The organism is Peptoclostridium acidaminophilum DSM 3953, assembly GCF_000597865.1.
GTDB lineage: Bacteria > Bacillota > Clostridia > Peptostreptococcales > Peptostreptococcaceae > Peptoclostridium_A > Peptoclostridium_A acidaminophilum.
Window position 1 is genome coordinate 1,630,549 of the sequence record NZ_CP007452.1, and the last position, 13,930, is coordinate 1,644,478.

A 13,930-nucleotide genomic window follows, 5' to 3' on the forward strand; every position below is an offset into this window, starting at 1 on the left:
TGCCATACATCTATTATATACCAATTAAAGCGCCAATAAACAGTTGATTTATAAAAAACAGCGGCATTGCTGCCGCTGTTTTTGGATTATGCTATTTTAGCGTTCTGATAAAGCATTTCTACAGTCTTTTTAACAAGCATGCTTTCCTTTATGCTGGTCATATCCTGCGGTCTAAGAGTCTTCTTGACCTTCTCAAGATCCATGCTGTAAAGCTTGGCCATTTCCTCAAGCTCCTTGTCGAACTCTTCATCGTTTATTTCAATTCCTTCAGTCTTGTATATCTTCTCAAGCACTAGAGATCTCTTGACGTTCTTAAGAGCCTGCTCCTTCATCTCGTCCTTCATCTCGTCTCTGTTTTTGCCTGTGAACTTTACATATGTATCCATGTCAAGGCCCTGGTATCTAAGCTGCATTTCAAAATCCTTCATCATAGCCTCAGCTTCCGCATCAACCATAACCTCAGGAACTTCAACAGTCGCTGCATCTACAACCTTTTCTACCATTGCATTCTTCATTTCAGACTCAACCTTCTTGTTTGCATCCTCCTGAAGCTTGCTCTTTATATCGGCTTTAAGCTCGTCCAGAGTGTCGAATTCGCTTACATCCTTTGCAAATTCATCATCAAGCTCTGGAAGCTCCTTGTACTTGATTTCGTTTATTTTCACCTTGAAAAGTGCAGGCTTGCCTGCAAGCTCCTCTGACTGGTAGTCTGCAGGGAAATCAACGTTCACGTCAACCTCCGAGTCAAGAGCCGCGCCTATAAGCTGCTCTTCAAAGCCTGGTATGAATGTGTTAGAGCCTACAACAAGGCTGTAGTTCTCGGCAGATCCTCCCTGGAACTCAGCTCCGTCTACGAAGCCCTTGAAGTCTATTGCAAGCATGTCTCCGTCCTGAACTCCTCTGTCAGAAACATTTACATATCTTGCGTTGTTTTCTATTTTTATTTCAAGGTCCTTAAGAACCTCTTCGTCTCCTACAACTGCTTCTTTCTTTTCAACTTCTATTCCCTTGTACTCGCCAAGCTCAACCTCTGGCTTAACTGTAACGTTAACAAGCATTACAAGGTCCTGTCCATCTCCTATTTGCTCTACTTCGTCTATTTCAGGCATAGCTACCGGATCAAGTCCAAGCTCCTTAACAGCTGCGTCATATGCAACCGGGAAAACTATGTTTATAGCATCCTCGTAGAATATACCCTTACCATAGTTCAATTCTATTATCTGCTTAGGAGCCTTTCCCTTTCTAAAGCCTGGTATGTGGAATCTTCCCCTTAGCTTGTTGTACGCCTTGTCAACTCCTGCTTGGAAATCCTTGCTGTCTACCACAAGTTTTATTACTACGTTGCTTTTTTCTTTTTTTACTAGTTCTGAACTCATTTAAATTTCCTCCTTACATTTATTCTATTTGGCCGGTTATTCGCCTTTACTTTCAGTTTGTAACTTCTAACCATTTCAATATTATATCATAGAATGTAGCATAAAGAACAAGTTAATTAATCGTTTGCACCAAAAAAGCCGCCCTGATGGCAGCTTTTTGCCTCATATCACTGTTATTATTGCATTTATTGCCTCATTTTGTATCTCCAAAAAACCTATTGTATGCATATCGCCCATTCTTGGCCTCGCGGCGCTTCCCGGATTGAAAAAGAGAGTGCCGTCTTCTGTTTCGCAAAGAGCCACATGGGTGTGCCCAAACACCACAATATCTGCTTTTTCTACCATCGCCCTTGTTTTAAGGCTTCTCATACCGAACTTGACGCCGTACGCGTGGCCATGGCAGAGCATTATCCGCTTGCCTCCCGCCTCAAATACGATTTCTTCCTCGACATCATCGTGGTCGCAGTTGCCTTTTACCGCAACCACGTCCACGCCGCTCATGCGGTGAATAATTATGGAATCCCTGAAGTTGTCGCCCGTGTGTAGTATCATATCGCAGCCCTCGAGCATTCTTGATGCCTTTTCAATCCAGCTTTCGCTGCCGTGAGTATCCCCTATGACCCCTATTTTCATCCTAACCCAGCCTTTTTCTGAATTCCTTTTTCATGTTGTCAAGAGCCTTAGCCCTGTGGCTTATCTTGTTTTTGAGCTCCGGCTTTATCTGTGCAAACGTCTGAGACTGTCCTGATGCAATAAACAGCGGATCGTATCCGAAGCCGCCTTCACCCTGAGGGCTCCTGAGTATTTTCCCTTTGCACGTTCCCTTGACTGTGAACTCTTCCCCGCCCGGGTATACAACCGCAATAACCGACACGAACTTGGCGCTTCTATCTTCTTCCTCAGCCTCGCTCATCAGCTCAAGCAGCTTCTTGTTGTTGTCTTCATCAGTTACATCTTCACCTGCAAATCTTGCCGAGAATACTCCCGGCTGGCCTCCTAGAAAGTCAACCATCAGACCCGAGTCGTCAGCAATCGCAATCTTGCCCGTAAGCCTTGCAACCTCCCTGGCCTTTATGAGGGCATTCTCCTCGAAAGACGAACCAGTTTCCTCTATTTCAAGATTTGCAAGTCCCGCCTCCGACATTGAAATGAGTTGGAAGTTGAAGTCCTCTAGAATCCTCGAAAATTCTGCCAGCTTGCCCTTGTTCTGCGTGGCTACTACTACCTCCATTTTCTTTCTCATTATGATGTTTGTTATTTCCTCGCCGAGAATCTCCTTTTGTATGTTTATAAGCTCCCTTACGCCTTTTTCGCCAAGGCTTATCATCTCAAAAAGCTGCTGCTTCTCGAACGGATGAGTTTCCGCCGTTCCCTGGAGCTCAACGAATTCGCCCTTGTCTGTCATTATTATGTTCATGTCAACCTGTGCCGCCGAATCCTCTTCGTAGCAAAGATCAAGCACTTCGTTTTCTCCCACTATGCCTACACTCACCGCGGCTATGAACGACTTGAGCGGCATCTCCTGTATAACGCCTTCTGCATAGAGCTTGTAGAATGCATCTGCCAGAGCAACGTATGCGCCTGTTATCGAGGCTGTCCTGGTTCCTCCGTCCGCCTGAAGCACATCACAGTCTACCCATACCGTCCTTTCGCCGAGCTTTGAAAGGTCTACTACCGATCTTAGGCATCTGCCTATTAGCCTTTGTATTTCCTGAGTTCTGCCTTCTACCTTGCCTCTTGAAGATTCCCTTATTTTCCTGTGGCCTGTCGCCCTTGGCAGCATCGAATATTCTGATGTTATCCAGCCTGTGCCGGAATTCTTAAGGAATGGCGGCACTTTCTCCTCTACTGAGGCGGTGCACAGCACTTTTGTATCTCCTATTTCTATAAGTATCGAGCCTTCAGCATATTTTGTAAAGTTTCTCGTAATCTTCACTTTTCTTATCTGGTCAAATTTCCTGCCGTCGTTTCTCACTTGAATCATCCTTTCGCTTTCTTCCATAAATTACGCACATTATATATTAACACAAAAATGATTATTTAAGAATCTTTTGGTGCTTTCTTGTTCGAACTCTGATAGGACTCTGACAAGAATTTATTTGGCTTCGCGCCAGTAGTTTACTTTGTAGGATTTTTTACTTAATACTTCATCCGCTTCTGAATCTCCGGGAATATTTGTATTATCCCCGTTGTCCTCATTAACAATATAGAAATCGGATAGTTTCTCGTATCCATTCATGCTCTTGTACGTTATATGCTTCACGCCTTCACCATAAAAAATTATGTTTCCTCCGGCTATTAAGCTACCTTCGAAATTAAATCCCCCCGTTACAAATATATTCCCTGTTGTAAAGATTGTTCCTTCAATATTGTTGGGGAGCTCTTTGCTGACATCAAAGTTGCCTTCCCTTATATACAACTTATTCTTGTCACCCTCATAAATGTATATATCTTTTGTTTTGACATATACAACCTGGCCCTGGCCTTTCCCTTTCTCGAGCACTATAGACTCTTTTTCCTTGACTTTTTCACCGTCAAATTGATTGAAAATGTCATTGTCCCTTGTGCCAACGAGCGTCTCTCCTCCCACGTTTATCTTTGCATCAGAGTTTGTAACCGGCCCCTCCGCCCGAGTTGAGATGTTTCCTTTGACTACATGCAACAATACGTTGCCGTTATTTCCGTTGTTTCCTTTATTGTCAGGCAGTTTAAGATACTCCATCACAGTGTTAATTTCATCTTCTTCTATATATTTATTTTGCTTTATAATCTTTTCTAGTTTATCTTTGTCATAGCCTACAACTATGCCTCCTATGTATTCCTTTACAGCTTCATCACTTACCTGTGATGTGCCATATGTATACATGTCTCCTTCATGTATTTGGACGTTAGCCCCAGTCACAAATATATCTCCTCGCGTCATTATAGCTTTTGAATATATTTCGTTTTTGTATGTGATATTGCTTGTGTATTCATATTCCGGCAGGGTTATATCAAGTGATGCCTCCAGGGCTTTTCCAATCTTGTTGTAGGAGCCTTCGGATTCTATCGAAACGGTTATTCTGTCATAAGACACGCTTTCGCCATCCTCATCCTTGTCATCTGAAATAACATACTCTGATTTTTTTACGGATATTTTTTTTAAGTTGCCGCTTTCTCCGCCAAATTCAGATTCATATTTGAAGTCATTTATTCGGTCCGATATGTCGTCTGAGAGAGACTCTTTTTTAAATTTTTCAGTTTCAAAGCTTTTGTACGCAGTAAAAGTTTTATCGAGATTCAGCTTCTCTCCTGTTTTTTTTCCTTTGTCATCATAAATAGGTTCGTATTTAAGCATACTCCCATCCAGCAAATTGTCGAGTCCCAATAAAGTTCCAAAGTATACCCTCTTGAACTCGGCTTCGACCAGGGCATTTACATTCTCTTCGCTTATGCTCTCTCCGCTAAGCTTGCTTACAAACCCTCCATCAGCCCATTCTCTCGCCTTTTTTTCAGCTTTTGCAGTTTCATCATCTATGACCCACATGGCGTGCTCCACTGCTGCATCAGATATGTAGAATGCCTTGTTCTTCTCTGAGGCGAGCCTTCCCATCTTGAAGTTGCTCATTGAAAGTCCGATAACAGACACTCCTAGCATGGTAAGTACAAATACCATGAGCAAGCTGTATAAAAGCACGGAGCCGTTCTCTCTGCTTATTATTTTTTTTATGCTGCCCATGATATCACCTGCCTTTCATAGTTTGGCCTATTTTTTTGATTTTCTCGCAAGGGAACTTAACTCCGCTTCTTTTTCTCCGTTGAAGTATACGCTTACATTAATCTCAACCAACGCTTCAAGCGCAGGGCTTTCATCGGGATTTTCTTTGTAAACATCTGGCTCTGTGTTTGACTCATATTTGGAATATTCAACCTTGGCAACGTAGCCTTTGGTGTCGCTTATTTGTGAAACCTGCAATGTTGCGTCATCTCCGGATTCGTCAAAATATTTTGGAGTGCTCTTTTTCCCTCCATCCTCTGAAAAATCAATTTGCTCTGCTCTCTTCGATTTTTCAGACTCCATTACGTTTTGTGCTATGTAGTTTGCCTTTATATGTCTTCTTGTGTCGTTGTCATTTTTTACTGATGTTGAAAATACCCTAAGCGTGGCTGATCCCATGAGCGCAATTATGAATACCGCAACCACCACTTCCACTAAAGTAAATCCTCTGCTTGACTTCATTTAATGAACCTCCGAAAGGCTTGTCGTCTTTATCTGCACCTTAAAAGTCAGACTGCTCAAGGAGCTTGTCCTCTGATGAACTCTTGCTGCTTTGATTGTTAGAGCCGGAGCCACGTGAATAATTCAGCAGGCTCAGTCTTCCTGTCATGAACGGGTCGCTGTTGCCGTAGTTTGACTTTATGTTCCATTCGATTTCAGCCTTCTGCTCGTTTTCATAGTAATATGGGAATTCGAGCTCTATCGTACCTTCAATATTTTGCTCCGTATTGTTTATGGCTACACTCTTTATGATCACCTTTCTTGCACTCTTTTCCATCTCCAAAAGCGCTTTTTTTAGGTCTGCATAGTTTCCCGAAAATGATATTTTAACTCCCATAGCATCTACAAAACGATCTTCTTCTTTTTCCGATTTTTTATCGTCATCGTTTTTGACTTTGTCAGCTTCAGCTTCTCCGCTTTTTTTGTCGAGCGAATACTCCTGCAGGTCTATTTTCTCGCCTTCCTGGAGGAACTTGTCATACTCAGCCATAACCTGCTCAACGGAATAAGTCTCCTCCCTGACTCCTGATTTTTCGGTTTCATCGCTTGTATCCGAAAAGCTTATCGAGCTCGTCTTTATGTCACTATCCTTGAATATGTTTTCTATGTACACAATTATCTGTTCCTGGTGGGCTAGCTGAGGAATCGCCTGTTGTATCTCCCTGTTCGCCAGCTTCAAAGCCTCCACCCTCTTAGAGAGATTGTCCTTCTGCTCAATTTCGCTGTTCAGGCTGCTTTTGAGCTTCAGGTTTGATTCATAGCGTTCCTTTTGCTCTCTTAGCTCTATGAGCTTTGGCATGAATATGAAGTTATATATTGAGTATGCGGCCACAATAACAGCCAGACCGCCAACCATTATTTTTTCTCTGCTGGAAAGTTTCAATTTTCTACCTCCCGAAGCTGCATGTCAGCGTAAAGCTGCAGCCGGAATTTTCTGATGAATCCCTTTCTATGCTTGATACAAACACCTTTTCAAAATAGCCGTCGTCCTTTAGGTTGTGCACAAGCTCTGCCACCGAGACCTCGCTGCCTGCTGTACCCTTTATTACTATTTCGCCTCCCGAGCTGCTCGTTACGTTTATAAAGCCTATGTCGGCCGGAAGTTTCTTCTCTAGTGAAGAAAACATTGACGTAAAGGACTCGTTTTCTTCCTCTATCCGCTCAAGTATCTGCCGTTTCTCTTCCACACGCTTTTCAACCGAATCCAGGAAGGCCTGATGCTCGCTTGCCAGCTCCAATGTCCCCGAATCCCGCTCCATCTGCTTGTTGAGCTTACTCAATCGGTCTATCTCCCTGCTTATTCCTATGTATATGCCGCTTAGAAATCCTATGAGCACTATAGCCGCAACTCCTGCTGCAACATACTTCTTCCCTGCTTTTCTTTTCTTTATTATCTCTTCGGGAAGGAGATTAATCTGCTTGCTTTTAAGTCTTAAAACTGCACCTATTGCAGGTATTAGCATAGAATAGTCCTGAGTTCCATTTTCCCTGTCAGCTGAAATTTTTTCAAAATAAGGGGGCACATTTATTTTTCCAACCGCCACGTTTGTCACGCTCTCAAGATATTCCAGTATCCCCTCCGAATTGGAGGCTCCTCCCATTACTACTATGTTGTCTATTTGCGATCCGAACTTCCTTGTCCTGTAGTAGTCCATAACCCGTCTGACTTCCTGCGCGAATTTTCCGAGCGATTCCAGTGAATCCATTCTTCCCGCAACAATCTCAATTTCAGCGAAATAATCACTTCCGCTGAATATGACGAATCTCGTATGTCTTGCTCCCATGTCTATAACAAGCGTATCCCTTCCTGGTTCAACTCCGGCCATACTCGAAAAGTTGGATACGCAGCCAGAGTGGATGTCAACCGAATTCAGCCTGAGGCCGCACTGCTCTATAAGCTGCATGTAGCTTTCAATCACATTTCTTGGAACCGCCGCAACTATGCACTTTAGCATAGCCTTTCCCTCTTCCACAACTTCGTCTATTACCTTGTAGTCTAGTATGTAATCTTCTTCCAAGCCGAGCAGGAAGTTGTGAGCCTCCATTTTAACGATGCTGCCTATCTCCTTATTGCTTGCCGGCGGAAATTTTCGTTCCCTGATTATGAGAGCGCTCGACGACAGGCTTAAGAAGCATTCGCCATTCTTGCAGCCAAGCCTTGCCACTGCTTCTGAAAGCTCGTCTTCAAAAGGGTTGCTTCCAAAGAACACCTCCAGATTGAGTGTCCCATCTTCAAGAAAAGCCCCCGCAGGAGTTTTAATTATTTCGTAGCCGTCTGCCTCGAACATCCCTTTATTTATCTTTCCAGCCACAAGCTTTATGTTATGGCTGCCTATGTCAATCCCCACAAGCTTTTTGCGCATATTGCCCTCCTGCCGCTTAATCTACTCATTTCTCAGGTTAACCTTTGTTGAAATCTCATAGTCTTTAATCCGCTTGCCTTTGATTGCGATTGTGTATTCCAGGCCCGATAGTTCCTTATCCCTGAAGCTTGGCTCTATGTAGAGATCAACTGTTTCAAAATTCTTCTTCAGTTTCGGGTCGAATATCTCCTCATTTTCAGCTGAAATTGATGCCCCATTTATTTCTACCGACTGCCCATCACCTTTATTCGAGACAGTTATTTCAGACGGTCCCGCCGTTCTTGTTATGTCCACCAGCTTTTCCATGGCGCCTCTTGCAAGACGCATTGCCTTTACGTTTTCATCCTCTTTGTGGAACACCTTGTACCCCGAGCTGAATGTCCCTGCAAGCGGAAACATTATCATGCCCATTACAGCGATGACGCATAGCAGCTCTATGAGTGTAAAGCCTCTGCTTTCTTTTAAAATATTAATCCGCTTCACCGCCATGCCTCCATTCAAATCAACTTAAAAAGATATAATTCGTTACATCAGATACCATATTAATATCTCATCGAAGAAAAGCCCTGAAATGAGAACCCCTGCCGCAAGAAACGGGCCAAAGGGTATGTAGTCCTTCCTTCCCTTGATCTTGAAAATCAGAAGTATAAGGGATACTAATCCACCTATCATAAAACCAATGAAAAGAGCGAGAAGTATAGGACCGTTTCCTATGAATATCCCCATGGCGGCCATGAGCTTTATGTCACCGCCGCCCATTGCGCCTTTTGTTATTATTGCCATTAGCAAGAGTATTCCGCTGGCGCTGAAGAAGCCTATGAGAGCCGAAAGGAGTGTCACATCCCTTGCAATAATATTGAGCAATATCCCCGCCCCTATTGAAAAAACCACTATCTCATCGGGTATTATCTTGTGCTCAAGATCTATGAACGATACCGCAAGAAGTATGCACATCATCACTGAATACTTTGCAAAAACAGCCGAAGGTCCGAGCATCGAAAAAAGCCATACAAATGAAACGCCTGTCAGCAGCTCCACTATCGGATACCTGACAGCTATGCTCCCCTGGCATCCCTTGCATTTTCCCCTTTGCAGAATGTAGCTAAAAAGCGGCATGTTTTCAAGCATCGAAAGCTTCCTCCCGCATTTAGGGCAGCGCGAAGGAGGGAATACTATGGACTCGTCCCTTGGAATCCTGTATATGCATACATTGAGAAAGCTTCCAATAACAAGTCCTAGTATGAATATGAAACTGTATGAAATAAAATCTGTATTAGACATTTTTTTCTCCGTTATGTGGTATTTAATATTTTGTGGAGCGGCAAAGTGCATGGTATTAAAACACATCGCCGCTCCATAATATGTTATCTTATTTTTTCTTGGCAAACTCTCCATCGGAAAATGCAGCTTTTTCTTCTTTTGAAGGAAGTTCTACATTCCCATCTTTATCATAAGTATAGTTTCCCTTTTTTATGTAAGGACCATACTTGCTTTCCTGTTGTGTAGATAAGAATGTAATTACTTCTTCTGCAGTATCATTATCAGCAGGTATATCCTTTCCACTCTCAGCTATATATCTTTCTACCGCCTCATTAAGAACAGCAATCGTCTGTCCATCTGATGCAGTCTTAGCCTTAGCTGTTATGCCTGCAATCTTAGGCACTGCCACTACAGCTATCATCCCAAGAACTGCTATGACAACAACAAGCTCTATAAGCGTGAAGCCTTTTTTACTTTTAAGGATTTTATTGATTGTCTTCATCGTTTTCACCTCCTTTCACATCGACATGATGAGTCTATATGCAGAAGACTATCTGTTCCATTAGGTCTGAACATATAATCATAGTGCAATCAAATTAACTTCCCAGATACTGATACATATCGAACATTGGCATTACTATTGCCATTACTATCGTCCCTATTATAACTGCCATTACCACTATAAGCATGGGTTCGAGCAGGGCTGTCATTCGTGCTATTGAATCCTCGACTTCCATGTCGTAGTAGTCCGCCGATTTCGAAAGCATTTCGCTGAGTGTTCCTGACTCCTCGCCTACCCTAACCATGGATATGAGCATCGGAGGGAATATTTTGACTTCGGAAAGTGGCCGAGAAAGCCCTTCTCCCCTTTTTATATCGTTCATCACAGCATCCATGCCCTTGGAGACCACGGAGTTGCCCATTATCTTCTTGACTATCCCCATGGCCTGTATTATCGGTATGCCGCTTGCAAGCAACGTCGACAGGGTTCTTGAAAATCGCGATGCCATTATCTTAATGTTCATTTCCCTGACAATCGGCACTGCTATCTTCAGCATGTCCAGCCTGTACCTGCCTTTTAGGCTTGTAATATACTTCCCGGCTCCTAACATGGCGAGCATGAGCGAAGCAAACACTATGTACCAGTAACTGCTCATTATATCTCCGCTTTTGAGAAGCATCCTTGTCAAAAGCGGCAGCTGAGCTCCCGAGCCCTCGAACATGTCAACAAACGTGGGCAGCACGAACACCATTAGAAAGCACACCACCATGAATGATACCGCCACTATTATCGCAGGGTATGTCATGGCTGTCTTTATCTTTCTAGTAAGCGCATTTTCCTTTTCAAAGTGGAACGCCATCCTTTGCATTACTATGTCCATCTGGCCGGAAGTTTCTCCCGCCTCTATCATGTTTATCAGGATTTCCGGGTAAGTGCTTTTTTCCAGCTTCATTGCAATGGAGAGTGTCTGACCCTTTTGGAGCTTCTGATAGACATTGCCAAGGGACTGCGCGAGCGTTTTGTTCTCAGTTTGTTTTCTGAGGACATCCACGCATTCCAGTATCGATATTCCCGAATCGAGCATGGCATGAAACTGCCTGCACATAACCGCTATGTCCTTTATTTTTATCTTTTTCCTTATTTTCAACCTTATGTCCTTGTTGGCCATGGTCTGGAGCTTGACGCTTATTGGATACAGCTCTTTTTCCTGTAGCTTTCTTACCGCTTCAAACTCACTGTTTGACTCTATGACTCCGCGCAGTTTCTTTCCATTGGTGCCCAGTGCCTCGTATATGTAGCTTTCCAAAAAATCACCTTCTTATATGTATCGTGTAAGGGCTTCCTTGTCAAATGCACAGCTAAGCGCATCGTCGTAGCTTATGGTCCCTTCCCTGTAGAGCCTTGCCAGGGAACTGTCCATCGTGTGCATGCTATGCTTTGCACCCGTTTGTATGACGCTCATTATCTGGTGCGTCTTGCCTTCCCTTATATGATTTCTTATGGCCGAATTGCATGCCATAATTTCTGTCGCCACCACCCGACCCTCGCCGTCAGCCCTGTTTACAAGCTGCTGTGAAACTACGCCCTGTAGGACCGTGGCCAGCTGAACCTTTATTTGGTTTTGCTGCGACGGAGGAAATACGTCTATTATTCTTTCTATTGTCGACACTGAATCCATTGTATGGAGCGTCGAAAGCACCAGATGCCCTGTTTCCGCAGCTGTAAGCGCTATAGAAATCGTCTCAAGATCCCTCATCTCTCCAATCAAGATCACGTCCGGATCCTGCCTAAGCGCAGCCCTTAGCGCATCCTTATATGTATGGCTGTCGCTGCCTATCTCCCTTTGATTGACTATGCTCAGCTTATGCCTGTGCAGATATTCTATCGGCTCCTCTAGCGTAAGTATGTGACAGCTCCTGCTCCTGTTTATCTCATCGACCATAGAAGCCAGCGTCGTCGTTTTTCCTGAACCTGTAGGTCCCGTTACAAGCACAAGGCCTCTTTTTTTGCCTGAAAACTCCCTGACTGCCGTAGGGAGCCCGAGCTCATCTATTGTTGGTATTTTAAGGGCTACCACCCTCATAGCCACGCAGTAGCTTCCCCTTTGCCTGAATACGTTGACCCTGAACCTTCCTACTCCGACCTCCGAATATGAAAGATCCGTCTCGCCCTTTTCTTTGAGCATTTCTATATGCCTTTCGCCGAGGAACTCCATGGCAGCTTCCTCTATGTCTGACGGCGTCCATGGTTCATGCCCCTCAAGCCTTTGAAGCTTTCCGTCTATCCTCACAATCGGCGGCACTCCCACGCTAAGGTGAAGGTCGGATGCGTTTAGTTCCACAATCAACTTTGCCAATTCTCTCAATGTCATAATTGCTACCCCCTGTATTGTCTAAAGGTACATTACTCTCATATATTCTTCCGTTGTAGTTGTGCCATCGAGTATGAGCTCCCTGCAGCTCTGCTGGAGAGTCACCATCCCGCTCCTGCGGGCGTATTCCTTGATCGCCTCAATCTTGCTCTCGTCGAATATCATCTTCCTTATTTCATTGTCTATTATAAGTATTTCGTAGACCGAAATCCTTCCTTTATAGCCTGTGTTGTTGCAATATTTGCAGCCTCTGCCCCTTTTGAGGGCCCTACCAATGAATTCCTCCGTGTCGCCACCAATCAGCTGCAGCTCGTCCTGTGCAGGATAGTAATCCTCCACGCAGTGCTGGCATACCTTTCTTACAAGCCTTTGGGCCACTATGCCCTTTAATGACGATGAAACAAGATACGGCTTTATATCCATGTCCAGAAGCCTTGATATTGATGATGCCGCATCGTTTGTATGGAGCGTCGAGAGCACAAGGTGCCCTGTTATGGCGGCCCTTATTGCAATCTCAGCGGTTTCAGTGTCCCTTATCTCTCCTATCATTATTATGTCGGGATCCTGCCTTAGTATGGACCTTAGCCCTGTTGAGAATGTAAGCCCCGTCTTTGGATTCACCTGGATCTGGTTTATGCCGCTCATCCTGTACTCCACAGGGTCCTCTACCGTGACTATGTTTTTCCTCGAATCGTTAAGGTCCGCAAGCGCCGCATATAGCGTAGTGCTCTTGCCGCTTCCCGTTGGGCCCGTCACAAGCAGAAGGCCGTTTTTGAACCTGAGCAGCTCCTCGAACCTGTCCCTGTTGCTGCCTGAAAGCCCGAGCCTGTCTTTAGTCTTTAAAAAGCTTTGGTTGTCGAGAACTCTTATTACAACCTTCTCGCCATATATGGTCGGTATTGTCGAAATTCTAAGATCAAGGCTTCCCCTGCTGTCATTGACCTCTATCCTGCCGTCCTGCGGCACTCTTTTTTCCGCTATGTTGAGCTTGGACATTATTTTTATCCTTGTCACTATCGACCCGTGCGCGTTTATGTCTGGACGCATAACTTCCACCAGCTCTCCGTCAATGCGAAATCTTATCCTGAGGCCTTCAGGTGAAGGCTCTATATGTATATCGCTTGCCCTGTTTTGCACAGCCTGCATTATTATGGAATCCACAAGCCGCACTATAGGAGCGTCAGTTACATCGTCATTCAGATTGACTTCAAGCTCTCTGTCTATAAGGCTGAATTCCTGCCTGAACTCCGCCACGGCCTTTTCGACCTTCTGCGTGCTGAAATATCTTTGAATGGCTCTTTCAAGCTCTCCCTTCGTAGCAATTGCAGGTATCACAGTGAAGCCAAGCATCCTCTCAAGCTGGCTTATCGCTATTATATTGAAAGGATCGCTCATGGCAACGGTGAGTTCGCCGCCCTGCAGCTTTACGGGAATGACCTGGTTTTCAATCGCGTAGCCTTCGCTAATAAGCTTTGGAACGCTCGGCTCTATGTAGCAATTGTCCAGCTCAAAGTGATGTATCCCCAGCTGATGCTCAAGCACCTCTATTATGTCACTGTCAGTTACGTATCCAAGCTCTATTAGCACTTCCCCAAGCTTTTTCTTTAGTCTTTTTTGAACATCCAGCGCATTTTCAAGCTCTTCAGCTGTTATCTTTCCAAACTTCAAGAGTATGTCTCCGAGCCTGACATTATTGTTCATAACTCAATCCGCCTTTCCGTCTGTATGGATACTTTATAATCAATATATATTTTACTATATGACACGCCTTTACAGGCAAACCGCAAAAAATTTAACATT

13 protein-coding genes are annotated in these 13,930 nt (G+C 44.2%); all 13 read right to left on the minus strand.

Annotated features, from left to right (window positions below; genetic code table 11):
* Positions 1–86 precede the first annotated feature (86 nt).
* Positions 87–1,376, minus strand: a complete 1,290-nt coding sequence (gene tig, locus EAL2_RS08080) for a trigger factor (RefSeq protein ID WP_025435898.1) — start codon at positions 1,374–1,376, stop codon at positions 87–89.
* A 162-nt stretch (positions 1,377–1,538) separates the two neighbouring features.
* Positions 1,539–2,009 (minus strand): metallophosphoesterase family protein, encoded by a 471-nt coding sequence (locus tag EAL2_RS08085; protein WP_025435899.1) that lies wholly within the window; start codon positions 2,007–2,009, stop codon positions 1,539–1,541.
* A gap of 1 nt (position 2,010) precedes the next feature.
* Positions 2,011–3,378 carry a ribonuclease PH gene (gene rph / locus EAL2_RS08090; RefSeq protein ID WP_084481044.1) on the minus strand — a complete coding sequence of 456 codons (1,368 nt, stop codon included), beginning with the start codon at positions 3,376–3,378 and terminating at the stop codon, positions 2,011–2,013.
* 93 nt (positions 3,379–3,471) lie between these two features.
* Positions 3,472–5,094: a pilus assembly PilX family protein gene (locus EAL2_RS08095; protein WP_025435901.1), complete on the minus strand. Its 1,623-nt coding sequence runs from the start codon at positions 5,092–5,094 to the stop codon at positions 3,472–3,474.
* Between the two features lie 27 nt (positions 5,095–5,121).
* Positions 5,122–5,595 carry a type II secretion system protein gene (locus tag EAL2_RS08100; RefSeq protein ID WP_025435902.1) on the minus strand — a complete coding sequence of 158 codons (474 nt, stop codon included), beginning with the start codon at positions 5,593–5,595 and terminating at the stop codon, positions 5,122–5,124.
* Positions 5,596–5,635: 40 nt separating this feature from the next.
* Positions 5,636–6,517, minus strand: a complete 882-nt coding sequence (locus tag EAL2_RS08105; RefSeq protein WP_025435903.1) for a hypothetical protein — start codon at positions 6,515–6,517, stop codon at positions 5,636–5,638.
* Positions 6,518–6,521: 4 nt separating this feature from the next.
* Entirely contained in the window at positions 6,522–7,997 is a 1,476-nt protein-coding gene (gene pilM, locus EAL2_RS08110) for a pilus assembly protein PilM (protein WP_025435904.1), read from the minus strand.
* A 21-nt stretch (positions 7,998–8,018) separates the two neighbouring features.
* Positions 8,019–8,480 (minus strand): type II secretion system protein, encoded by a 462-nt coding sequence (locus EAL2_RS08115; RefSeq protein WP_025435905.1) that lies wholly within the window; start codon positions 8,478–8,480, stop codon positions 8,019–8,021.
* A gap of 42 nt (positions 8,481–8,522) precedes the next feature.
* Entirely contained in the window at positions 8,523–9,278 is a 756-nt protein-coding gene (locus EAL2_RS08120) for a prepilin peptidase (protein WP_038601973.1), read from the minus strand.
* An 88-nt stretch (positions 9,279–9,366) separates the two neighbouring features.
* A complete protein-coding gene (locus tag EAL2_RS14810) occupies positions 9,367–9,759 on the minus strand; it encodes a type II secretion system protein (RefSeq protein WP_025435906.1) in 393 nt (130 codons plus the stop codon).
* A 94-nt stretch (positions 9,760–9,853) separates the two neighbouring features.
* The gene (locus tag EAL2_RS08130) at positions 9,854–11,065 is read right to left on the minus strand and encodes a type II secretion system F family protein (RefSeq protein WP_025435907.1); all 1,212 of its coding nucleotides are present in this window, start codon (positions 11,063–11,065) and stop codon (positions 9,854–9,856) included.
* 12 nt (positions 11,066–11,077) lie between these two features.
* On the minus strand, positions 11,078–12,130 hold the full coding sequence (locus EAL2_RS08135) for a type IV pilus twitching motility protein PilT (RefSeq protein ID WP_025435908.1): 1,053 nt from the start codon (positions 12,128–12,130) through the stop codon (positions 11,078–11,080).
* Positions 12,131–12,151: 21 nt separating this feature from the next.
* Positions 12,152–13,831, minus strand: coding sequence for a GspE/PulE family protein (locus tag EAL2_RS08140; RefSeq protein WP_025435909.1), 1,680 nt, complete (start codon positions 13,829–13,831; stop codon positions 12,152–12,154).
* Positions 13,832–13,930: the final 99 nt, after the last annotated feature.